The organism is Pseudomarimonas salicorniae (assembly GCF_023156535.1).
Taxonomy (GTDB): domain Bacteria; phylum Pseudomonadota; class Gammaproteobacteria; order Xanthomonadales; family Xanthomonadaceae; genus Pseudomarimonas; species Pseudomarimonas salicorniae.
Map to the genome: position 1 here is coordinate 88,825 of NZ_JALNMH010000012.1, position 21,865 is coordinate 110,689.

The following is a 21,865-nucleotide window of genomic DNA, read 5'->3' on the forward strand; positions in this document are numbered from 1 at the left end:
CCTCCGCATCCGCCCTTCATCCAATACCCAACAGGGAAACGAGCATGAACTCAACGTTTCGCCTTTCGCTGGTCGCGCTGGCGGTCGGCATGGCCGCCCAGGCCGACGCCCGCAATCCCATTCCGATCGAGTCGCTTTCCCACGTTCCGGAGATCCAGTCGGTCTCGATGAGTGCCGATGGCCGCAACATCGTGGCCCTGGTCAAGGGCGGCGGCGAGGAGGGCGACACCGCCCTTGCCACCTGGAACGTCGATCGCCTCGAGGACGGCCCCAGGCTGACCGCTTCGGGCGACCGCATGAAGTTCATCGGCGCCTCGGCGCTGAAGGCCGACCGCATCCTGGTCGCCACCCGCCAGGAATTCACCGGCGCGCTGCAGGGCTGCGGCGAGGGCAAGACCACCGGCTCGACCAAGACCTTCGTGTCGAAGACCTATCTCACCGACGTCGAGCACAGCAAGTTCGACGAGGCCTTCGCCAAGAACGCGCGGCGCATCGGCATCAGCGAGCAGATGCAGCGCTGCCTCGAACTGACCGGCACCGCCAACCTGGTCAGCACCCTGCCGCTCGACCCCGAGAACGTCATCGTCCAGCAGCTCAACCAGATGACCCTGACCTCGGAGTACGTGCTCTACAACCTCAAGACCGATGAGGCCAAGTCGCTGTTCCGCGGCACCGGGCGGACCTCGCCCGGCCTGTTCAACCCGCGCAACGGCGAGGTGCTGACCCGCACCGAGCTGGAGGAGGCCTCGAGCAAGGAGTTCGAGCAGAAGATCTACATCCGCAAGCCGGGCAGTGAAGAGTTCGAGCTGCACGAGAACCTTACCCGCAAGCTGTCCGACCGTTACACCTTCGAGTTCGTCGGCATCGACGAGGCCAGCGGCAAGTTCTACGTGCTGACCGACCTGTACTCGGACCGCGTCGAAGCGCGGATGTACGACGCGACGGCACGCAAGTTCGACAACGAGCCGCTGGTCGCCCATCCGGAGTTCTCGATCGGCGGCATCATCCAGGGCACCCGCGAGAGCGACTTCAACCAGGTGATCGGCTTCTCGGTGGCGGCCATGGTGCCGCAGGTGGTCTACGTGGATCCGGAGCTGAAATCCATCCACGAGGCGCTCGGCAAGCTCTACCCCGGGCAGCGGGTCAGCATCAGCGGCTACAACAGCGATCGCTCGCGGGTCCTGTTCGTCACCCAGAGCCATCGCCATCCGCCGGCCTACCACGTACTGCTGGACCGCAAGAAGGTCCTGACCCTCGGCCGCTCGCGCCCCTCGATCAACCCCGAGGACATTGGCGAGCAGCGCTGGGTGACCTACAAGGCCCGCGACGGCCTGGAGATCCCCGGCATCCTCGATCTGCCCGCCGGCTGGACCAAGGATCAGGGCCCGCTGCCCACCGTCATCCATCCGCATGGCGGCCCTTGGTCGCGTGACGGCGGCGGCTGGGATGCCTCGGGCTGGGTGCCCTTCCTGACCTCGCGCGGCTACGCCGTGCTGCGTCCGCAGTACCGCGGCTCCAGCGGACTTGGCCGCAAGCTGTGGCTGGCCGGTGACAGCGAGTGGGGCCAGAAGATGCAGGACGACAAGGACGACGGCGCTGCCTGGCTGGTCGAGCAGGGCATCGCCGACCCGGATCGCCTGCACATCTTTGGCTACTCCTACGGCGGATTCGCCGCGGCCGCGGCCGTGGTGCGACCGGACAGCCCCTACCAGTGCGCGATCTCCGGTGCCCCGGTCACCGACCTCGCCCGCCTCGGCAATACCTGGAGCGACAGTCGCATCCAGCGCATCCTGCAGGGCCGCACGGTGACCGGCATGGATCCGATGAAGAACACCGACAAGGCGAATATCCCGGTGCTGCTCTTCGTCGGCGACCGTGACGTGCGCACGCCGTCCTGGCACGCCGAGGACTTCTACAAGGCGGTCAAGGACAAGGTCACGGCCCGCTACGAGCTGATCCCGGACCAGCCGCACAGCCTGCCCTGGTACCCGCGCCACTTCCGCACCCAGTTCAAGCTGATGGAAGAGTTCCTCAACGGCCCCTGCAAGTCGGGCGGCTCGAAGTCGGTGGCCGCCGCAAACTGAGCGACGCGCCACGCAGCAACCTTTCGAACCCGGCTCCGGCCGGGTTCTTTTTTGGCGCAGGGTCCGGGAGCCATGGCACACCCGCGGGAGGGACGGTGACCCGGGTTGAGACGCGCCGGGTGGTCACTTCGGGCGCGAAGAGGACCTTCCGCAGAACCCGAATGTAGGAGCCAGCTTGCTGGCGATAGACGTCCCGGATGGGACGATCGCCAGCAAGCTGGCTCCTACAGCAACGGTGCTGCCAGGTCCGGTTTGTGCCGCGAAGCAGCCCTTACCGCAGTCAAATTGTGGGAGTGCCCTCGGGCGCGACCGCGGAGACCCGCTCTGGCCGCAGTCTGTGGTGAATCTGGAGCGCTGCGGTCGCGCCCAAGGGCACTCCCACAGTCGGGCACCGTTGGGGGTCAGCGAAGGCCTTTAGGGTTTGCCTTGGCGCACCGACATGGGCGTTCGGATGGTACGCCCGGTGCGGCAAGCCGCACCCTATGAATGTCCGGTTCGCGCCCGTTCTGCGCTCCCACCCCCGCTCGCAAGCAGGGTGAGATCCCGTCCACGCGAAACGAACGGCCCTCGCCAGCAACCGCTGCGCGGGTCTTCCGTGTCTCCGGACCCGCGTCCTCCGGTGGCCGTGTCCAATCTGGGATAATCGCGGGCCGCCTCGTCGCCTGCCCTGCCCATGACCGGTTCACCCCAGCTGCTCGTCTCCTGCGCCCTGCCCTATGCCAACGGCCATCTGCACCTTGGCCACCTGGTCGGCTACATCCAGGGCGACATCTGGGTGCGCGCGCAGCGCATGCAGGGGCGCCACGCGCGCTTCGTCTGCGCGGACGACACCCACGGCACGCCGATCATGCTGGCCGCGGAAAAGGTCGGACAGACGCCCGAGCAGTTCATTGCCGGGATGAAGGCCAGCCACGAGCGCGACTTTGCTGACTTCCACGTCGTCTGGGACCAGTACCGCTCGACCCACGACGCCGAGAACCGTGCGCTGACCGAGCGAATCTACGCACAGCTCAAGGCCGGCGGTCATATTGCCAGCCGGTCAATCGAGCAGTTCTACGATCCGCTGCGACAGATGTTCCTGCCCGACCGCTACATCAAGGGCGAGTGCCCGCGCTGCGGCACCGCCGACCAGTACGGCGACAACTGCGAGAACTGCGGCGCCACCTACTCACCGACCGAACTGAAGAACCCGCGCTCGGCGGTCTCCGGCGCGACGCCGGAGCTGCGCGAGTCGGTGCACTTCTTCTTCAAGCTGGGCGACTTTTCCGGCGCCCTGCAGAACTGGCTGAAGGGCGACGTCGCCCATTCGGGGGTCAAGGCCAAGCTGCGCGAGTGGCTGGACTCCGAAGGCGGTCTTCGCGACTGGGACATCTCCCGCGACGCGCCCTACTTCGGCTTCGAGATCCCGGGTGAGCCGGGCAAGTTCTTCTATGTCTGGCTGGATGCGCCGATCGGCTACCTCACCGCCCTGCAGGCGCAGTGCGCCGTCGATGGCGGCGACTTCGAGGCCCTGATGCGGCCGGGCGACCATGCCGAGCTGCACCACTTCATCGGCAAGGACATCGTCAACTTCCACGGCCTTTTCTGGCCGGCGGTGCTGCATGGCGCCGGCTGGCGCCAGCCGGCGGCCCTGCACGTGAACGGCTACCTGACCGTCAACGGCGCGAAGATGAGCAAGTCGCGCGGCACCTTCATCCGGGCCCGCACCTACCTCGACTCGGGGCTCAATCCCGAGTACCTGCGTTACTACTTCGCGGCCAAGTCCTCCGGCGGTGTCGACGACCTCGACCTCAACCTCGAGGACTTCGTGCAGCGGGTAAACGCCGACCTGGTCGGCAAGTTCGTCAATATCGCCAGCCGCTGCGCCGGCTTCCTCGGCAAGCGCTTCGAGGGCCGCCTGACGCCCGCTCCCAGCGAGGCCTCGCTCGCCTTCTACCGCGAGTCGTACGCTGCGCTGGTCCGCGACTGCCTGACGCCGGGCCGCGGCTACACCTCCGGCAACTTCATCGAGGCGATCCGCAGCATCATGGCCGTGGCCGACGCCACCAACGAGCTGATCGCTGCCAGGGCGCCCTGGCAGCTGGCCAAGCAGGAGGGCCAGGACGCAGCGCTGCACGATATCTGCTCACTGGCCCTGAACCAGTTCCGCCTGCTTGCCGGCTTCCTCGCCCCGATCCTGCCCGAGACCGCCCGCCGCGCCGCGGAGATCCTGAACACCTCACTCGATCGTTTCGACGCACTGGCCGAGCCGCTGGTCGACCACCTGATCCAGCCCTACCAGGCGCTGCTGACCCGGGTCGACCCGAAACAGATCGAAGCCATGGTCGAGGCGTCCAAGGAGTCGCTGCAGGCCGCGCCTGCGGCCGACGCCGCCCAGCCCGACCCCAACAACGCTGCAAAGAAGAAGAGCCCCACCGTGACCGCCAACGAATCCCCGAACGCAACGCCCGAGACCATCGCCATTTCCGACTTCGCCAAGCTCGACCTGCGCATCGGCAAGGTGCTCGAATGCGACTTCGTCGAAGGGTCGGACAAGCTGCTGCGCTTCAAGCTCGACGCCGGTTCGCTGGGCGAGCGGCAGATCTTCTCCGGCATCCGCGCCAGCTACGGCGAGCCCGAAAAGCTGGTCGGGCGCAGCGTCGTGTTCATCGCCAACCTCGCGCCGCGCAAGATGCGCTTCGGCGTCTCCGAAGGGATGATCCTGTCTGCCGGCTTCGACGGCGGCGACCTGTTCCTGCTGGATGCCGACGCCGGCGCCGAAGCGGGCATGCCGGTGCGCTGATGCCGACCGGGGAGCGGCAGGGTCGCGGAGGCCAAGGATCGGGGCAGCGCTTCGACTGATGGAGTCCCTGGCGCTTACCTTTCTCGGCGCGGCCCTGGTCAACAACTTCGTCCTGGCCAAGTTCCTCGGTCTGTGCCCGTTCATGGGCGTGTCGAAGAACCTCGACACCGCCTACGGCATGGCCCTGGCTACCGGCTTCGTGCTCACCCTCTCGGCCCTCCTGGCCTGGATGATCCATCACTGGCTGCTGGTTCCGCTTGGGCTCGAACACCTGCGCACGCTGGGCTTCATCCTGGTCATCGCATCGGTGGTGCAGTTCACCGAGCAGCTGATGCGCGCGCGCAGCCCGCTTCTGTACCGCACCCTGGGCATCTTCCTGCCGCTGATCACCACCAACTGTGCCGTGCTCGGCGTCGCCCTGCTCAACGTGCAGGCCGAACATGACCTGCTGCACGCGATCCTCTCGGGCTTCGGCGCCGCGGTCGGGTTCGGCCTGGTGCTGGTGCTGTTCGCCGCGATGCGCGAGCGGCTTGAGGCCTCGCCCGTGCCCGCGCCGCTGCGCGGGACTCCGATTGCCCTGGTCACTGCCGCGCTGATGGCCCTGGCCTTCATGGGCTTTGCCGGGTTCGACCGCTGATGACGGCCGTGCTCGCGATCACCGCGCTCTGCCTCATCCTTGGAGGACTGCTGGGCTGGGCTGCCTGGCGCTTTCGCGCCGACGAGGACAGCCTGGTCGATGAGATCGACGCCGTCCTGCCGCAGACCCAGTGCGCCCAGTGCGGCTACCCCGGCTGCCGGCCCTACGCCGAGGCCATCGCACGCGGCGAGGCGGACATCAACCAGTGCCCGCCCGGTGGCGAGGACGGCGTCCGCGCCCTGGCCCGCCTGCTCGGCGTCGAAGCCAAGCCGCTGTCCGCCGAGCACGGCGAGCACAAGCCGCCGCAGGTCGCCTACATCCGCGAGCCGGAGTGCATCGGCTGCGCCAAATGCATCGACGCCTGCCCGGTCGATGCGATCGTCGGCGCCAGCCGGCTGATGCACACCGTCGTCGCAGATCTGTGCACAGGCTGCGAACTCTGCCTGCCACCCTGCCCGGTCGACTGCATCGATCTGATCCCCGCTCCGCGGCCCGTGCTGCTGCCCAGACGGCCGGATCTGGCGGAGCGTGAAGGATAGGAAGGGGCGCGAAGCAGACGTTCGCCACCGCCCCCGATCGGCCGTGCTCTTCGTAGGAGCGGACATGGCCGCGACCGCGGAGATTCGCTCTGGCCGCGGTCCATGGTGAACATGCCGCGTCGCGGTCGCGCCCATGTGCGCTCCTACGGTCGGGCTTCGTTGGGCGTCAGCGAAGCCTCATAGGGAGCGCCTTGGCGCACCGATACGGGCGTTCGGACGGTACGCCCGGTGCGGCCAGCCGCACCCTATGAATGTCTGCTTTGCGCCGATACCGCCGCTCACCGATAGACGTCGATATCCTTGGCGAAGAGCGCGTCAATGTCGCGGAAGGCCTTGAACTCAAGGGCGTTTCCACTGGGGTCGCGAACGAAGCAGGTGGCCTGCTCGCCGAGACGGCCCTCGAAGCGCACGTAGGGATCGATCAGGAAGGGCACGTCGGCGGCGCGCAGTCGGGCGACCATCGGCTGGAACTCATCCCAGCCGAGCACCGCGCCGAAGTGCGAAGCAGGCACCTCATGCCCGTCCACCGCATTGCTGGCCGCGGCGGGGTGCGCTTCGGGCGCGACCAGATGGGCCACCAGCTGGTGGCCGAAGAAGTCGAAGTCGATCCAGTTGGCGGACTCGCGACCGGTGGCGCAGCCCAGCACGCCGGCGTAGAAGCCGCGCGCCGCCTCGAGGTCGGTGACCGGAAAGGCCAGATGGAAACGCGGGCGCTCGGCCATATTTCTCAACTCCTTGTTAAGTTCCACGGCGCCGACCAGAGGCGGGGTTTGCGCGTATGCTAGGGCAAACCCGACCCGCCGCCCATGCATGAACCTGCGCCTGCCAGCCTTCGCCCTGTTGATGCTCCTGCCCGCCGTACCGGTCGCAAAGGAGTCGGAAAACGCCCTCTACCGCTGCCGCGGCAACGACGGCGTGACCAGTTTCCAACAAAAGCCCTGCGGCGAAGACCAGCTGGATGCGGGACGGATCCCCTACGATCCGATGGAGGCGCCGCCCCGCGCCGCGCCGGCCGCGGCCGTGGCGCCCGCCCCCCCTGCTGCGCTTCCGCCCCCCTCCCCCACGCCTGCCGAGTCTGAGAACGCATCCATCGAGGCCGACGAGCCGGTCGGCGAGCCCACCGTGGGCTCCCCTCCGCCACCGGCCCAGTTCTCGGGCACGCCGGCGGTGAGCGAGCCGCCCAGCGATGCGGTGGAATGCCTGCGCCCTGACAGCAGCACCTACATCCGCAGCGGCGAGTGCGAGCGCAGCCGGTTCGGCGGAGAGAAGATCGAGGGCTTCGTGATCGACGAGGAGACCGGAGGGCGGGTCTGGATGGAGACCGTCACCCCGCTGCGCGAGGTGCTTGACCCGGCCCGCGCCCTGACCCGCCTCGAGGCCTGCGAGCTGGCCAAGCTGCACATCGAGCAGATCAACGCCGGCAAGGCAGAGGGCGGCGTCTATCTGGCCGATGCCCGAAAGGTCCGCGACCGCCACTGCGACTAGGGCGCCACCAGACCGGGGCCATTACACGCTCAGCGCAGCTGGCTGTCCTTGCTGCCGCGCCGGTTGTAGCCTGCGGCCGCAGCCTGTTCGCGATCGGCTGCCTCCTGGCAGGCAACGCAGAGGCGCACGCCCGGCAGGGCCCGACGACGGGCCTCGGGTATCTCGGCATCGCATTCTTCGCAGTGGCTGCGACCGGGCCCCGCGGGCAGCTGGCTTCGGGCACGCTTGATCGCGTCCTTCACGGTCGCGTCGATCTGATCCTGCACGGCGCCGTCGCCGGCCCATCCCGTCGCCATGACGCATCCTCCTGAATCGAGCCTCCATTGTACGGCGTTGCGGAAGGGGGGCTACCCGCCCACTTGCGAGACGTCGTCAGCCCGCCGGGCCCAGGCTGCAAGCAAGGATCGGGACACGCCCAGCAACAGCCACCACGCTGCCAATCCGAAGCCGAACAGGTGCGAGCTCCAGGCCATGTGCAGGGCCGTCCACTTCCCGGGCGGGGCGCCCAGCCCGACGTAGAGCTGATACGCGAGGTTGATCGCGATCGGCAGGCCGAGCAGGAGTCCGCCGGTGCCCCGCGACCATCGCGGGTCGATGAAGAACGAGACCCCCAGCACCATCAGACAGGGGCCGATCGCCAGCAGGGCCCCGGCAAAGGTAAGACCCTGCAGGGTCAGTACCGTCGCGCTGGCCAGCACACCGGCGCCCCCGAGCAGGACGAGCACCGGCACCTTCTGCCAACCCATCCGCTCAGGCCTGTCCATCGAGGTCTCCCCTCGCTGCGCGGCTGCCCAGGATGCGCGACAGTCGTTCGAACCAGCTGCTGCTCAAGACCTCGCCGGGGTCCAGCCGTCGCTTGGCGGCGACGAAACGGTCCACGTCCGGGTAGGCCGCGCGAAGCTGTGCTGCCGAGGCGTGCAGCCCATAGCTCAGATAAAAGCTGCCGCCGAAACCCAGCGCCAGATCGTAGAGCTGGCGTAGGTCGCGATGCATCCTCAGCATGCCCTCCTGATCGTGGCGGACGTGCAGGTTCAGTACCACGCAGGCCCGGTCATCCCGGGCCCAGCTGAGCAGGGTCTCGGCGTCACGGCGGATCTGCCGCACGGTGCCGTACACCACATCCATCCCGGACTCGCGACACAGGCAGGCCAGGGCGCCAAGGAACCGCCCGATCTCATTCGGTGGAACGTAGAGTTCTGTGATCACCTCCGAGCCGCGATGCCCGAGCCCGGCGTCGATGGCGGAGTGATAGCCATCGAGGTAGACCCCGAACTGGTGGTCATCGGAGGCATAGCGCTGCCCGTGGGTGGACAGATAGAACCCGCTGTAGCGGCGGAACGCCTCGCTCTTGTCGACATGCGCCAGGCGCAGCAGCTCCTGCCAGTCGGAGGCCGACAGCGTCGCGCCCGCCCCGGCATCCTGCAGCTCGCCCTCGGTGGGCAGATAGCAGGCGAGGATGCCAAGGTCCATGAAGTCCGCCGACCGCGGATCGATCGCGAACTGGAAGTCACCGAAGCGGGCGCCCTCCCGCCGCGCGGACTCGAAGGCCTCGGCCAGCCCGTCGCGGCGCAGCAGACGCACTGATCGCTGAAGCAGCTGGCGCGGTCGCAGCCGCAGGGTGAGATCGCTGACCACCCCGAACAGGCCATAGCCGCCGACTGCGAGCGAGAACAGCTCGGGTTCGCGCTGCCTGTCGACTTCCAGCGCGCAGCCCTGCGGCAGGACCAGGGTAAACCTCTCGATATCGTCGACCAGGGGTGGACGATCCAGCCCGCGGCCGTGGATGTTGGAGGCCAGCGAGCCGCCGAGGCTGAAGTCGTCGGCACCGGTCTGCTTCTGGGCGATCGACCAGCCGCGCCCCGCGCCATCTCGGCGCGCCGCCAGAAAACGCTGCAGGGCCGGCCAGCGCGTGCCGGCGGCGACCTGTACCAGACCCCGATCAGCGTCGAAATCAAGCACTCCGGCCATTCTCCGCGTATCCAGCAGCCATCCGTCCTCGAGGAACTGCTGGCCACCCATGGCGTGCTGGGCGCCGGCGCAGGCGACGCTCTTGCCTGCACTGCGCGCCTCGACGAGCAGCTCGGCGACCTCCTCCGGCCCTTCGGGCAGGAAGACCCTGGCGTGGCGCGTCGGGTTCAGCCGGCTGTGAATGTCGTTGCGGTAGCGGTTGCGGGCATCGACCAGCGAGCCCGCCGCTCCGGGCGGGGCCCCGCGCTGAAGAACGCGCACGGGGGCGGGAGGCGGGGCAAGGGCGTGCTGGGCGTGCATGGCCGATTCCGGTGTGGGGTGCGGCAAGCCAATCGCGCGGCGTAGCGTCTCGCAACCTTATCCGGCAAAGTATCGTTATTCGATACCCGAGGGCCTGTCGTGAATAACCCGCATGTTAAGGATCCGGAAAGCGCCGATCCGGGTCCCGAGCAATGGGCGCTGGTCGAAGCCCTCAAGCGGCGACTGCGCCAGGAGGGCCTGACCTATGCCCAGCTTGGCGAGCGCATCGGCCTGTCCGAGCCCAGCGTCAAGCGCCTGTTCTCCCGCGGCCGCTTCAGCCTGCAGCAGCTGCTGGCCTGCTGCAGCGCGCTCGACATCGAGCTGGGCGCGCTGTGCCAGAGTCGCCAGGCGCGGGCCGCAGAGTTGCGCGAGCTCAGCGTCTCGCAGGAAAAGGCACTGGCCGCCGATCCGCGTCTGCTGCTGTGCTTTCATCTGCTGGTCCAGGGCTGGACTCTCTCCGACATGGCCCGCCAGTACGGCTTCCGCGGCACCGACCGTACCCTGCTGCTCGCCCGACTCGACCAGCTCGGTCTGATCGAGCTGCTGCCCCAGGATCGGATCCGTCTACGTGTGCCACGCGATTTCCGCTGGCGCACCCAGGGGCCGGTCCGGCGCCGCTACGGGGCAGCCGTGCTGCAGGAGTTCCTGCTCGACCGCTTCCAGGGCGAACGCGCCCTGCTCCGCTTCGAGGTGCGCGAGCTCAGCGAGGCTTCCCTGCAAGTAGTCCGCCGGAAGATGGAGAAGCTGGCCCAGGAAGTCTCCGAGCTGGCCGAGCTGGACGCCTTCCTGCCGGTCGAGCGCAAGCACAGCGTCGGCGTCGCCATGGCGCTGCGACCCTGGGTGTTCTCGGTCGCCACCGCGCTCAGGCAGGCAACCGAAGACTCGGATGTGCGCGCAACGCCGGCGAGGCGGCCGAAAAGGCGCGGGTAGCGCGCGAACGAAAGCGGACTTTGGGCGCGAAGCTCGCATTCGCCCCGGTGCATAAATTGGGCCGGTGTTTTGTGGAAGTGTCCTTGGGCGCGACCGCGGAGTTGGGGTCTTTCCCCGATCTGCGGTGAATCTGTAGCGTCGCGGTCGCGGGCAAGCCCACTCCCACAGTCGGGCTTCGTTGCAAAGGTGGTCGCCATGCCCGGCTCGGGCGCGAAGCGGACGTTCCGCAGAATCCGCATGTAGGAGCCAGCTTGCTGGCGATAGGCGCCCGAAAGGAACGATCGCCAGCAAGCTGGCTCCTACAGCGGGACCGAGGCGAATGCGAACTCTGCGCCCTCAATCCGCCTTGGCGGGATCGCTTGGCTCGGGGCGGCCGGCGCGGAACAGGGCGATCCAGCCGGCCAGTTCGGCGAGCACGCCGATGGCCAGCAGCACGGGAACGACAGGCGCCAGGGCCAGCGTGTAGAAGACCAGGGCCAAGGCAAAACAGGCAAGCGCGATGAGATGGTGGCGTCGCATGGGTGGACTCCGGGTGGCCCACCCCAGCCTATCAGGACCTCGCCGATGGCGCCGGGCACGCAGCGCACAGTCGGCGCCAGCAGTCGGCCGGGCGGGCCCGATCCAACCGCCGTTCAGCCCGGCACAGCCTCGCGCAGGCCGAAACCGCAGCCGCGGGCCAGCGCGTCGAAGCCGGGGAACGACGTCGCCACGTTGTCGCAATCGCCGATGCGCACCTCGCCCCGCGCGCGCTGGCCGGCGATGGCGAAACTCATGGCGATGCGGTGGTCGCCGTGGCTGTCGACCGCGCCGCTGTCCAGGGTACCGCCCTCGATCAGGGCGCCATCCGGGGTTTCCTCGATACGCGCGCCGAGCGCCTTCAGGCCCTGGGCCATGGTGCCGATGCGGTCGGACTCCTTGACCCTCAGCTCCGCCGCGCCGCTGACTCTGGTGCGCCCTTCGGCCAGCGCGGCGGCAACGAACAGGGCCGGGAACTCGTCGATCATGTCCGGCACGACGTCCTCGGGCACTTCGACGCCGCGCAAGGCTGCGTGTCGGACGCGCAGGTCCGCAATCGGCTCACCCTGGCGCTCACGCGGATCCAGCAAGGTGATATCAGCGCCCATCAGCCGCAGCGCGCGCAGCAACCCGGTTCGCCGCGGGTGCACGCCGACATCGCGCAGCAGCAGGTCGGATCCGGGGATCACGCTGGCGGCAACAATGAAAAACGCCGCCGAGGAGAAGTCCGCAGGCACCTCGATATCACGGGCAACCAGTCGGCCGCCGCCGCACAGCCGCGCCTCACCTTCGCGGTGCTCTACCGGCCAGCCGAAGGCCTGCAGCATGCGCTCGGTGTAGTCGCGGGTGGCATGCGGTTCGCGGACCACGGTCTCGCCCTCGGCGTAGAGCCCGGCCAGCAGGACGGCCGACTTCACCTGTGCGCTGGCGACCGGCGTGGCGTACTCGATGCCCCTGAGCACCCGCCCGCCGTGGATGCGCAGGGGCGGCAGCCCACCGGGCTCGCTGTCGATCTGCGCCCCCATCCGGGCCAGAGGCTCGGTCACCCGGCGCATCGGCCGGCGCGAGAGCGAGGCGTCGCCGATCAGTCGGCTGTCGAAGGCCTGGCCGGCGAGCACGCCCGCCATCAGCCGCATGCCGGTGCCGGCGTTGCCGCAGTCGATATCGGCAGCCGGCGCCGACAGGCCGCGCAGGCCGACGCCGTGAACGATGCGCGCGCCGTCTGAAGGCGACTCGATGCGCACGCCCATGGCGCGAAACGCCGCTGCCGTCGCCCGGGTGTCCTCGCCTTCGAGAAAGCCCTCGATGCGCGAGACGCCCTCGGCCAGCGAGGCCAGCATGATGGCCCGGTGCGAGACCGACTTGTCTCCCGGTACGCGCAGTTCCCCGCGCAGCGGGCCGCCTTGCGATGCAATCCAGGTCAGCATGCTTCCTTTCCGTCGAGGGCGGCCAGCAACGCGCGGTTCTCGTCGCGCCGACCGATGGTGATGCGCAGATACTCGGGCAGGCCATAGCCGGCCATGGGCCGCAGCACCACGCGCTGGCGGAGCAGGTCGGCCTCGATGGCCGCGCAGTCCGGGCCGAAGCGGGTAAGCAGGAAATTGGTCTGCGAGTCCGCGGTGGGAAAACCCCGTGCGCGCAGTTCCCCGGCCAGCCAGTCGCGCTCGGTGGCGTTGCGCTGGCGCACGGCAGCGACATGCGGCTGATCGCCCAGCGCCGCCTCGGCCGCAACCAGGCTGGGCAGGCTGACGTTGAACGACTCGCGCACGCGCTCGAACATCCCGACCAGCTCGGGGTGGCCGACCGCGTAGCCGACGCGGATCCCGGCCAGGCCATAGGCCTTGGAGAAGGTCCGCATCACCAGCATGCGCGGATGCGACGGCAGCAGCGGCAGGGCGCTGGCGTATCCCGCATCGTCGGCGTACTCCGCGTAGGCCTCGTCGACGACCAGCACCGCGTGCTGCGGCAGGTGACCGAGGAACGCCTCCAGCGCGGCCGGCCTGAACCAGGTGCCGGTCGGGTTGTTCGGATTGCACAGGTAGACCAGCCGGGTCGCCGGACTGATGCGCGTGGCGATCGCGCCGAGGTCATGGCCGAGCGGCATCGGGCCCTCGGCCGGCAGCGAGGCGCCCTGCACAACCGTGGCGCCAACCGCCATGGCGGCGATGGCGTACACGGCGAAGCCGTACTGCGACATCAGCACTTCATCGCCGGGGCCGGCGAAGACCTGCGCGGCCTGCATCAGCAGTTCGTGCGAGCCGTTGCCGAGCACGATCTGCCGCGGCTCTACGCCGTGCAGCCGGCCCAGCGCGCGTTTCAGGTCGCCGCCCAGCGGATCGGGGTAGCGGTAGAGTTCCGGCAGGGCCGACTGCAGGGCCGCGACCACCGCCGGGCTGGGGCCATAGGAGTTCTCGTTCGAGCCCAGCTCGACCAGCGGCAGCGGCGCGTGCTGACGGCGCAGGGCGACAAGATCATGCCCCGGATCGTAGGCGCGCAGGGCGCGGATCGGGGCGGCCGCAAGGGAAGCGAAATCGACCTGGCTCATGCTGCACGGTCCGTCGGAAGAGATTCGGAAGGGCGGCCGCACCGGTCGCTCGAAACACGCCGATGCCGCGCCCGCTGAGCCTACAGCACGGCGCAGGGATAGGAGCCGAGAATCTTGACCTCGGAGGCCCACTCGCCGATGTCACGCAAGGCGCGGCGCACCGGCTCGTCGTCCACATGTCCACCGAAGTCGATGAAGAAGGCATAGCGCCACAGACCCTGGTGCGCCGGGCGTGACTCGATACGGTTCATCGACAGGCCGTGCTCGGCCAGCGGACGCAGCACGTTGTACAGCGCGCCGGGCTGGTCCTTGACGTAGACCAGCACCGAGGTGCGATCGTTGCCCGAGGGCGGGAACAGCTCGCGGCCGAGCACGAGGAAACGGGTGGTGTTGTCCGGACGGTCCTCGATCGGGCCGGCGATGGCCTTGAGCCCGTAGACATGCCCTGCGCTCTGCCCGGCAATGGCCGCGGCGTCGTCGGCCGAGCGGGCGCGGCGCGCCGCCTCGGCATTGCTGGAGGTCGGGATCTTTTCTGCCTTGGGCAGGTGCTGGCGCAGCCAGGCCTTGCACTGGGCCAGCGACTGCGGGTGGGCGTAGACGCGTTCGACGTCCTCCAGATGCCCGCTGCGCGAAAGCATGTACTGGTGCACGCGCAGCTCCACCTCGCCACAGATCTTCAGCGAGGAGGTCAGGAACATGTCGAGGGTGACCTGGATGGTGCCCTGTCCCGAGTTTTCCACCGGCACCACGCCGAAGTCGGCATTGCGCGACTCGACCTCCTGGAATACCTCCTCGATGCTCGACAGCGGCAGGCCGTGGGCGCTGTGCCCGAAGTGCTTGAACACCGCCTGCTGCGAGAAGGTGCCCTCGGGCCCGAGAAAGCCGATCTTGAGCGGCTCCTGCTGCGCAAGGCAGGCCGACATGATCTCGCGGAACAGGCGCACCAGCACCTCGTCGGCGAGCGGGCCGTCGTTGCGGTCGACGACCCGACGCAGGACCTGCGCTTCGCGCTCGGGACGGTAGTAGTCGAGCGCTGGCTTCAGCGGACCCTTGGCCCGCCCGACATGCTGCGCCCAGCGCGCGCGTTCGGCGATCAGGGTCTGGATGGTCAGGTCGATATGGTCGATGCGCTGGCGCGCCTCGGCCAGCGCCGGGCCACTGGCGTCCTTTGCCGCCTTGACCTTGCCAGCCGGTGCCGCAGCCTTCGGCGGCTTGCCGGCCTTGGCTGGCCTGACGCCGGCAGCCGCCTTCCCCCTCCCCTTGCCGGCCATCACACGACCCGCAGCGCCAGGATGCCCTCGACCGCCGCGATCGTCTCCAGCGCGGCGGCATCCGCCGGGGAGTCGATGTCGACCAGGGTATAGGCCAGCTCACCCCGCGATGCGTTGTGCATCTGCGCGATGTTCAGGCCGGCTTCGCCCAGCACCTGCGAGAGCCGACCGATCATGCCGGGACGGTTCTGGTTGGCGATGCACAGCCGCGCCTTGCCCTCGCGCGCCATCCGCGTATTGGGGAAGTTGACCGAGTTCAGTACGTTGCCGTTCTCGAGGAAGTCACGCAGCTGGTCGACCACCATCACCGCGCAGTTCTCCTCGGCCTCGGCAGTGGAGGCGCCAAGATGCGGCAGGCCGATCACCCGCGGATGCACGGCCTGCTCCTTGGACGGGAAGTCGGTGACGTAGCGGCCGATGGTGCCGTCATCGAGACCGGCCTTGAGGGCGCCGGCGTCGATGATCCCGTCACGGGCGAAGTTGAGCAGCACCACGCCGCGCCGCGCCACCTGCAGCGACTCGGCCTTGAACACGCCACGGGTGGCGTCGTTCAACGGCACGTGGAAACTGATGAAGTCGGAGGCGGCATACAGCTCGTTGAGGCTGCCGGCCTTGACCACGTCGGCCGACAGCTGCCAGGCGCCGTCCACGGTCATGTGCGGGTCGAAGCCGAACACGCGCATGCCGAGCGCCCGCGCCGCATTGGCCACACGCACGCCGATCGCGCCCAGACCAACCACGCCGAGGGTCTTGCCGGACAGCTCGCTGCCGACGAAGCGCTTCTTCTCCGCCTCCATGGCGTGGTGGGCGTCAGCATGCTCGGGCAGGGTCGATACGAAGGCCAGGGCGTCCGGAATGTTGCGCGAGGACAGCAGCATGCCGGCCAGCACCAGCTCCTTCACCGCATTGGCGTTGGCGCCGGGTGCATTGAATACCGGCACGCCGCGCTTGGACATCTCGGCGACCGGGATGTTGTTGGTGCCGGCGCCGGCGCGACCGATGGCCCGCACGCTGGCCGGAATCTCGATCTTGTGCAGGTCGGCTGAACGCACCAGCAGCGCGTCCGGATCGGTCTGGTCGCTGGCCACGTTGTACTGGCCCGCGGGCAGCCGCTCGAGTCCGATCCGCGAGATGTTGTTGAGGGTCTGGATCTTGAACATGGATCAGGTCCTGCTAGTTGGAAAGCTGTGGTGGGCGCGGCGGAAGCAACAGGGCCGGGGAGCGGGAATGGGCGCGAAGTTCGCATTCGCCCCGGCCCCGCTGTAGGAGCCAGCTTGCTGGCGATAGGCGCCCCGGTCGGGACGATTGCCAGCAAGCTGGCTCCTACATTCGGGTTCTGCGGAAGGTCTGCTTCGCGCCCATTCCGGACGTTTGCCCCCCTTCCCTCGTGGCTACCCGTTGCGCCTCGCGAAATCGGCCATGAAGTCGACCAGCGCCTTGACGCCCTCGATCGGCATCGCGTTGTAGATCGAAGCGCGCATGCCGCCGACCGCGCGGTGCCCCTTGAGCGCCAGCAGCCCGGCGGCTTCCGACTCCTTGAGAAAGGCGCTGTCCAGCGCCGCATCCTTGAGGGTGAAGGGCACATTCATCCAGGAGCGCGCGCGGGGCGCGACGGGATTGCGGTAGAAGCCACCCGAGTTGTCGATCGCGGCGTAGAGCAGGTCTGCCTTGGCCTGGTTGCGCTTGGCCATGGCCTCCAGACCGCCCTGCTCGCGCAGCCACTTGAACACCAGACCTGCCAGGTACCAGGACAGGGTCGGCGGCGTGTTCAGCATCGAGCCTTCCTTGGCCTGCGCGGCGAAGTTCAGGATCTTGGCCCGGGCCTGTCCGCTGCGCTCCATCAGCTCGCGGCGGATGACCATCAGCACCAGGCCACTCGGGCCGATGTTCTTCTGCGCGCCGGCGTAGATGATGCCGAACTTCGACACATCGACAGGCCGCGACAGGATGGTCGAGCTGAAGTCGCCCACCAGGGGCACGTCGCCGCTGTCCGGCAGGGCATGGAACTCGACGCCGTGGATGGTCTCGTTCGGTGTGTAGTGCAGGTAGGCGGCGGCGGGATCGACGCTCCAGCTGTCGGCATCCGGCACATCGGTGAACCTGCCCTCCTCCGTGCTGGCGGCGATGCGCGCGTTGACGTAGGGCTTGGCCTCGGAGACGGCCTTCTGGCCCCAGGCGCCGGTGACCAGGTAGTCCGCAGCCTGGCCGGGCGTCGCGATATTCAGCGGGATCTGGGCGAACTGCTGCGTCGCCCCGCCCTGCAGGAACAGCACGGCGTAGTCATCGGGGACCGCGAGCAGGGTGCGCAGGTCGGCTTCGGATTCCTCGGCCATGGCGACGAAGGCCTTGCCGCGATGGCTGACCTCCATGACGCTGGCGCGCTCTCCCTTCCACTCAAGCAGTTCATCCCTGGCCTGCTCGAGGACAGGCTCCGGCAGCGCCGCGGGTCCGGCGCTGAAGTTGTACGCACGCGACATGGAACACTCCAAGGAAAACTGCGCCCGACACTAGCATGGCGCAGTGCAGCAAAAAAGTGCGATGCACGGCATCAGTGCATCACCGATCCGTTGCGCCTGAAACGGCCCGCGCCCACGCTTGAAAGCGCCTCAGGCGGCCCGCTGCTGCCCTGCCAGAAGGCGCTCGAACTCGGCCGCGGGCACCGCCTTCCCGTAGCGGAATCCCTGGCCGTGGCCACAGCCGGCGGCCAGCAGGAATCGCTCCTGCTCCTCCTCCTCGATGCCCTCCGCGGTCAGGTTGAGGCCAAGGTCGACGCCGAAGCCGATCACGGTGCGGACGATGGCCCGATGCCGCGCGTTGCTGGCGAGATCCTCGACGAAGCCGCGATCGATCTTCAGCGCGTCGAACGGGGCCGCGGCAAAGCTGTCCAGCGAGGAGTAGCCGATGCCGAAGTCATCCACCACCAGCTGCACGCCGACCTGCTTGAGCGCCTGCAGCAGGCTGGTAGCCCGATGGCGACCGTTGCGGAACACCGACTCGGTGATCTCGAGCCGCAGCACACCCGGGTCGAGATGGGCGCGACGCAGAACGTCGCGCAGCTCGTCGGGGAAGGCCGTGGAGGTGACCTGCCGGTCATTGACGTTGACGTTGAGTCTGAAGGCCTCATCGGCGAGCCCGCGCTCATGCCATTGCCTGAGCGCGCGGCAGCTCTGCTCCAGCGCAAGACTGTCGATGCGAAGGATCAACGCGCTCTCTTCAGCGACCTGGAGGAACTCGCCGGGCAGGAGCAGGCCGCGCTCCGGATGCCGCCAACGGATCAGCGCCTCGCAGGCGACCACGCGCCGGCTCGCAAGCTCGACGATCGGCTGGAAGTGCACCTCGAACTCGCCGCGCTCGAGCCCGGCGCGCATGGCCACCTCGAGTTCGAACCGCTGCCTCGCCTCGGCGTGCATGGCCTCGTCGAACATCGCGAATCCGGACTTGCCCGCGGCCTTGGCCCGGTACATCGCGGTATCCGCATCACGCAGCACCTGACTGGCCTCGACGTAGGCAGGCGAGCCCAGCACGACGCCGACGCTTGCGCTGGAGAACGCCTCGTCATCGCCCATCACGATCGGCGTCTCGAACAGGTCGCACACCCGCTGCGCGATCTCGATCGCCCGCACGCGGTCGCAGCGACCATAGGGCAGGATGGTGAACTCGTCGCCACCGTAGCGGGCCACCAGGGCCTGGCCGCCGAGCAGGTCCGTGACCTTGCCGGCCAGCCCGACCAGCAGCCGGTCGCCGGCGGCATGGCCGAGGCTGTCATTGATCAGCTTGAAGCCATCCAGGTCCAGGAACAGCACCGCGTAGTCGTGCTCGCCGCGCTGACGGGCATCGTGGATCAGCTCATCGAGGCGCTGCTGGAAGTCCAGCCGGTTGGGCAGGCCGGTCAGCGGATCATGGGTGGCGTAGTAGCGCAGCCGCCGTTCGACCTCCCGCTGCCGGCTGATGTCGCGAAGGGTACCGGTCAGCATCTGCCGGCCGTCGATCTCCACCCGGCCAACGCTTTCGGTGACCCACACCCTGCTTCCGCGCGGACGCAGATAGCAGCTTTCCAACTCCTCGCCCTCACTCTCGCCGCGCAGGAGGCGACGCCAGGCCGCAGCGCAGTCGGCCGCGTGATCAGGCGCCCTCCACTCGGCCACGGTGCGTGCCAGCAGTTCCTGTTCGCTGGCCTCGAGCAGCCGGCATAGGGTGTGGTTGACATAGGTGAAGCGCTCGCCGTCGGAGACGAATACGCCGACCTGGGCGTGCTCGACCAGGGCGCGGTACATGCGCTCCGAGCTCTGAACACGCAGTTCCGCCTTGCGACGCTGTGAGATGTCCTGCACCGAACCGGCGAACTCGGGCTCGCCGCCGGGCTGGTCGAACCGACGCACGTTGACCCGAACCCAGCGCGGACTGCCGTCGCGGGCCCGCAGGCACAGCTCATGTTCCTCTACCCGGCCGTCCCGCTGCAGCAGGGCAAGCAGATCGCCGCGCGCGCCAGGATCGGCGTACAGATCGGCGGAGCGCAGTCCGGCGGAGTAGAACTCCTCGGCGTCGTGGAAGCCGAGAAGGCGAACCAGGGCAGGGTTCACTTCGATGACCCGGCCGTCGAGCGCACTCTTGAACAGTCCGACCGGGGCACTCTCGAACAGCTCGCGGTAGCGTTTCTCGGCAGCGGCCACCGCCGCCTGGCGCGCCGACTCTTCGGTGATGTCGCGCATCACCCCCGACGACGCCAGCGCACCCTCGTACCAGACCGCATCAGCATTGACCTCGAAGACCGCGACACTGCCGTCGCCGCGTATCAGACGGATCCGATAGCGCTGGGCGTCGGTCGACCCGGATTCACGCGCCTGCTTGCGATCCAGCTGGGCCTCGCGGTCTTCGGGGTGGACCAGGGTCATGTACTCGGTGCCGACCAGCTGCTCCAGCGGTCTGCGCAGCATGTCGGCCTGGGCGGCATTGGCAAAGACCACCTTGCCGTGCTGGATCAGAAACACCCCGTCGCGGCAGTTGTCGACCAGCACCTTGAACAGGGCGCGCTCCTGCCGAAGCGCCTCGGCCTGCTCGACCTGCAGCGTGACATCGCGGAGGCTGGCCAGCATGTCGCCCTGGGCATTGACCCGCTGCAGGCGCTCGTCGACCCAGATGATGCGCCCGTCCCCGGCGCGCAGGGCACAGCGCTCGACATGGGTGTCACCGGGATGGCGCAGCGTGTCGAGCCGCCGGAGGAATCCGGGCTCATCGCGATGGCGCACCACATCAGCGACCGCGACCTCGGCATTTCCCGCCAGCAGGCGGCGCAGCAGCTCGGAGACCTCGCTGATCCCTCCCTGCGCATCGCAGCGGAACCACAGGCCGCCGCGCCGGGTCAGCGCGCTGGCGTGGTCGCTGCGCGCCTCGCCACGGTCAGGTGTCAGCAAGCAGAGCAGGCCGATACCTTCGCGGGTGCTCAACGACTCGCAGTCCAGGCGCAGGGCAAGCAGGCGGCCGTCGCGTCGACGCAGCGACAGCGCCACGCCGCGGGCGCTGCCCGAAGCGCCGATGTCGCGCCAGAGGCGCGCACGCGAAGAGACATCGGGCCAGAGCGACAGCTGCTGCGGACTGCGCCCCGTTGCCTCTGCGGCGCTCCAGCCCAGCAGCAGCTCGGCCGCGGGATTGAGGCCCAGCAGGGTGCCGTCCTCGGCGCGCACGAGCAGAACGGCGGCGCGCGCGTCGCGAAAGGCGGCTATCAGCTCGCTGGGGGCGATCACGCGGAGTGCATTGCCTCACGACTATCGTGTGGCTGGAGTATATCGACGTGTCGACCCGCGTCGGGTCGGGAGGAACCCCGCATGCCGCGTCCCGTCCGAAGCCTCCCCGAATCGGTGGTGACCCCGGAAGTGCTCTATCGCCGACGGGCCCTGCTCGCCGGTGCCGCCGGGCTGGGTGCCGTCGCGCTCGCCGGCTGCGGCCAGAGCGCCGAGCAGGACCTCGCGGCGGCCCCGCCCGCAGGCGACGACCCGTTTCGCAGCATCGAGGCGCTGACCCGGTTCGAGGACGCCACCGGCTACAACAACTTCTACGAATTCGGCACCGGCAAGGCAGATCCGGCGCGCCACGCGCACAGCCTGGTCACCCGGCCCTGGAGCGTCGCCGTGAGCGGCGAGGCCGCACGAACGGGCGTGTTCGCCCTCGAGGACATCCTGGCCCGCATGTCGATCGTCGAGCGCATCTACCGCCTGCGCTGCGTCGAGGGATGGTCGATGGTGATCCCGTGGCAGGGCTTCGAACTCGGCGCGCTGATCCGGCTGTTCGAGCCGACCAGCCGGGCGAAGTACGTGGCCTTCACCACGCTGGCCGATCCGCGGCAGATGCCCGGGGTACGTTTTCCGGTGCTGGACTGGCCCTATGTGGAAGGGCTGAGGATCGACGAGGCCATGCACCCGCTGACCCTGCTGGCGACGGGCATGTACGGCCGCGAGCTGCCCAACCAGAATGGCGCGCCGCTGCGCCTGGTGGTGCCCTGGAAGTATGGCTTCAAGAGCATCAAGTCGATCGTCCGCATCGCCTTCACCGAGACCCAGCCACCGACCAGCTGGAACCGCTCGGCGCCCGACGAGTACGGCTTCTACAGCAATGTGAATCCGGCCGTCGACCACCCGCGCTGGAGCCAGAAGTCCGAGCGCCGGCTGGCCGGCTCGGGAAACCGGCTGTTTGCGCGGCGCATTCCCACCCTGCCCTTCAACGGCTATGCCGAACAGGTCGCTTCGCTCTACACCGGAATGGATCTGGCGAGGTACTTCTGAGTACGGCACCGGGCCCGGCAGCGCGCTGGCGT

At 68.6% G+C, this 21,865-nt stretch carries 18 protein-coding genes; 7 read left to right on the forward strand and 11 right to left on the reverse strand.

The window, feature by feature from the left end; genetic code table 11:
• The first annotated feature begins 44 nt into the window (after positions 1-44).
• The 4 genes from M0G41_RS14500 (at position 45) to rsxB (ending at position 6,042) form a co-directional block, all read left to right on the forward strand.
• On the forward strand, positions 45-2,084 hold the full coding sequence (locus tag M0G41_RS14500; RefSeq protein ID WP_248210554.1) for an alpha/beta hydrolase family protein: 2,040 nt from the start codon (positions 45-47) through the stop codon (positions 2,082-2,084).
• A 673-nt stretch (positions 2,085-2,757) separates the two neighbouring features.
• A complete protein-coding gene (metG, locus tag M0G41_RS14505) occupies positions 2,758-4,866 on the forward strand; it encodes a methionine--tRNA ligase (RefSeq protein ID WP_248210555.1) in 2,109 nt (702 codons plus the stop codon).
• Between the two features lie 58 nt (positions 4,867-4,924).
• Positions 4,925-5,503 (forward strand): electron transport complex subunit RsxA, encoded by a 579-nt coding sequence (gene rsxA / locus M0G41_RS14510; RefSeq protein WP_248210556.1) that lies wholly within the window; start codon positions 4,925-4,927, stop codon positions 5,501-5,503.
• Positions 5,503-6,042: an electron transport complex subunit RsxB gene (gene rsxB, locus M0G41_RS14515; protein ID WP_248210559.1), complete on the forward strand. Its 540-nt coding sequence runs from the start codon at positions 5,503-5,505 to the stop codon at positions 6,040-6,042. The genes rsxA and rsxB overlap by 1 nt, the downstream gene beginning before the upstream one ends.
• 278 nt (positions 6,043-6,320) lie before the next feature.
• Here the strand turns inward: rsxB and M0G41_RS14520 are convergent, their stop codons facing one another.
• The gene (locus M0G41_RS14520; protein WP_248210561.1) at positions 6,321-6,764 is read right to left on the reverse strand and encodes a VOC family protein; all 444 of its coding nucleotides are present in this window, start codon (positions 6,762-6,764) and stop codon (positions 6,321-6,323) included.
• A gap of 88 nt (positions 6,765-6,852) precedes the next feature.
• Here M0G41_RS14520 and M0G41_RS14525 point away from each other — a divergent pair, with 88 nt between their 5' ends.
• Positions 6,853-7,527 (forward strand): DUF4124 domain-containing protein, encoded by a 675-nt coding sequence (locus M0G41_RS14525; protein ID WP_248210562.1) that lies wholly within the window; start codon positions 6,853-6,855, stop codon positions 7,525-7,527.
• 29 nt (positions 7,528-7,556) lie between these two features.
• Here M0G41_RS14525 and M0G41_RS14530 read toward each other — a convergent pair whose 3' ends face one another.
• The 3 genes from M0G41_RS14530 to M0G41_RS14540 are packed head-to-tail and all read right to left on the reverse strand — an operon-like array spanning position 7,557 to position 9,795.
• The gene (locus tag M0G41_RS14530) at positions 7,557-7,823 is read right to left on the reverse strand and encodes a DksA/TraR family C4-type zinc finger protein (protein ID WP_248210563.1); all 267 of its coding nucleotides are present in this window, start codon (positions 7,821-7,823) and stop codon (positions 7,557-7,559) included.
• A 51-nt stretch (positions 7,824-7,874) separates the two neighbouring features.
• Positions 7,875-8,291 (reverse strand): hypothetical protein, encoded by a 417-nt coding sequence (locus M0G41_RS14535; RefSeq protein ID WP_248210564.1) that lies wholly within the window; start codon positions 8,289-8,291, stop codon positions 7,875-7,877.
• Positions 8,278-9,795 carry an FAD-binding oxidoreductase gene (locus M0G41_RS14540; protein WP_248210565.1) on the reverse strand — a complete coding sequence of 506 codons (1,518 nt, stop codon included), beginning with the start codon at positions 9,793-9,795 and terminating at the stop codon, positions 8,278-8,280. The genes M0G41_RS14535 and M0G41_RS14540 overlap by 14 nt, the downstream gene beginning before the upstream one ends.
• Positions 9,796-9,894: 99 nt before the next feature.
• Between M0G41_RS14540 and M0G41_RS14545 the strand changes: the two genes are divergently transcribed.
• A complete protein-coding gene (locus tag M0G41_RS14545) occupies positions 9,895-10,725 on the forward strand; it encodes a DUF6471 domain-containing protein (RefSeq protein WP_248210567.1) in 831 nt (276 codons plus the stop codon).
• Positions 10,726-11,061: 336 nt separating this feature from the next.
• Here M0G41_RS14545 and M0G41_RS14550 read toward each other — a convergent pair whose 3' ends face one another.
• The 7 genes from M0G41_RS14550 to M0G41_RS14580 form a co-directional block, all read right to left on the reverse strand.
• Complete coding sequence (locus M0G41_RS14550; protein ID WP_248210569.1) at positions 11,062-11,244, reverse strand: hypothetical protein; 183 nt, start codon at positions 11,242-11,244, stop codon at positions 11,062-11,064.
• A gap of 113 nt (positions 11,245-11,357) precedes the next feature.
• Positions 11,358-12,668 carry a 3-phosphoshikimate 1-carboxyvinyltransferase gene (gene aroA, locus M0G41_RS14555; protein WP_248210571.1) on the reverse strand — a complete coding sequence of 437 codons (1,311 nt, stop codon included), beginning with the start codon at positions 12,666-12,668 and terminating at the stop codon, positions 11,358-11,360.
• Positions 12,662-13,786: a histidinol-phosphate transaminase gene (hisC, locus tag M0G41_RS14560; protein ID WP_248210573.1), complete on the reverse strand. Its 1,125-nt coding sequence runs from the start codon at positions 13,784-13,786 to the stop codon at positions 12,662-12,664. Before hisC ends, aroA begins: the two co-directional genes overlap by 7 nt.
• Before the next feature lie 80 nt (positions 13,787-13,866).
• Entirely contained in the window at positions 13,867-15,060 is a 1,194-nt protein-coding gene (pheA, locus tag M0G41_RS14565) for a prephenate dehydratase (protein ID WP_425511261.1), read from the reverse strand.
• Positions 15,057-16,217 carry a phosphoglycerate dehydrogenase gene (locus M0G41_RS14570; protein WP_248210576.1) on the reverse strand — a complete coding sequence of 387 codons (1,161 nt, stop codon included), beginning with the start codon at positions 16,215-16,217 and terminating at the stop codon, positions 15,057-15,059. Before M0G41_RS14570 ends, pheA begins: the two co-directional genes overlap by 4 nt.
• 231 nt (positions 16,218-16,448) lie before the next feature.
• Positions 16,449-17,534 (reverse strand): 3-phosphoserine/phosphohydroxythreonine transaminase, encoded by a 1,086-nt coding sequence (serC, locus tag M0G41_RS14575; RefSeq protein WP_248210577.1) that lies wholly within the window; start codon positions 17,532-17,534, stop codon positions 16,449-16,451.
• Positions 17,535-17,663: 129 nt separating this feature from the next.
• Positions 17,664-20,798 carry a bifunctional diguanylate cyclase/phosphodiesterase gene (locus M0G41_RS14580; RefSeq protein WP_248210579.1) on the reverse strand — a complete coding sequence of 1,045 codons (3,135 nt, stop codon included), beginning with the start codon at positions 20,796-20,798 and terminating at the stop codon, positions 17,664-17,666.
• Between the two features lie 81 nt (positions 20,799-20,879).
• Here M0G41_RS14580 and msrP point away from each other — a divergent pair, with 81 nt between their 5' ends.
• Positions 20,880-21,833 carry a protein-methionine-sulfoxide reductase catalytic subunit MsrP gene (gene msrP, locus M0G41_RS14585; RefSeq protein WP_248210581.1) on the forward strand — a complete coding sequence of 318 codons (954 nt, stop codon included), beginning with the start codon at positions 20,880-20,882 and terminating at the stop codon, positions 21,831-21,833.
• Positions 21,834-21,865: the final 32 nt, after the last annotated feature.

Excerpts from the sequence above, each read along its gene's own strand:
- M0G41_RS14500 (WP_248210554.1), top strand. The coding sequence starts at position 45 with ATGAACTCAACGTTTCGCCTTTCGCTGGTCGCGCTGGCGGTCGGCATG.
- metG (WP_248210555.1), top strand. The coding sequence starts at position 2,758 with ATGACCGGTTCACCCCAGCTGCTCGTCTCCTGCGCCCTGCCCTATGCC.
- rsxA (WP_248210556.1), top strand. The coding sequence starts at position 4,925 with ATGGAGTCCCTGGCGCTTACCTTTCTCGGCGCGGCCCTGGTCAACAAC.
- rsxB (WP_248210559.1), top strand. The coding sequence starts at position 5,503 with ATGACGGCCGTGCTCGCGATCACCGCGCTCTGCCTCATCCTTGGAGGA.
- M0G41_RS14520 (WP_248210561.1), bottom strand. The coding sequence starts at position 6,764 with ATGGCCGAGCGCCCGCGTTTCCATCTGGCCTTTCCGGTCACCGACCTC.
- M0G41_RS14525 (WP_248210562.1), top strand. The coding sequence starts at position 6,853 with ATGAACCTGCGCCTGCCAGCCTTCGCCCTGTTGATGCTCCTGCCCGCC.
- M0G41_RS14530 (WP_248210563.1), bottom strand. The coding sequence starts at position 7,823 with ATGGCGACGGGATGGGCCGGCGACGGCGCCGTGCAGGATCAGATCGAC.
- M0G41_RS14535 (WP_248210564.1), bottom strand. The coding sequence starts at position 8,291 with ATGGACAGGCCTGAGCGGATGGGTTGGCAGAAGGTGCCGGTGCTCGTC.
- M0G41_RS14540 (WP_248210565.1), bottom strand. The coding sequence starts at position 9,795 with ATGCACGCCCAGCACGCCCTTGCCCCGCCTCCCGCCCCCGTGCGCGTT.
- M0G41_RS14550 (WP_248210569.1), bottom strand. The coding sequence starts at position 11,244 with ATGCGACGCCACCATCTCATCGCGCTTGCCTGTTTTGCCTTGGCCCTG.
- aroA (WP_248210571.1), bottom strand. The coding sequence starts at position 12,668 with ATGCTGACCTGGATTGCATCGCAAGGCGGCCCGCTGCGCGGGGAACTG.
- hisC (WP_248210573.1), bottom strand. The coding sequence starts at position 13,786 with ATGAGCCAGGTCGATTTCGCTTCCCTTGCGGCCGCCCCGATCCGCGCC.
- M0G41_RS14570 (WP_248210576.1), bottom strand. The coding sequence starts at position 16,217 with ATGTTCAAGATCCAGACCCTCAACAACATCTCGCGGATCGGACTCGAG.
- serC (WP_248210577.1), bottom strand. The coding sequence starts at position 17,534 with ATGTCGCGTGCGTACAACTTCAGCGCCGGACCCGCGGCGCTGCCGGAG.
- msrP (WP_248210581.1), top strand. The coding sequence starts at position 20,880 with ATGCCGCGTCCCGTCCGAAGCCTCCCCGAATCGGTGGTGACCCCGGAA.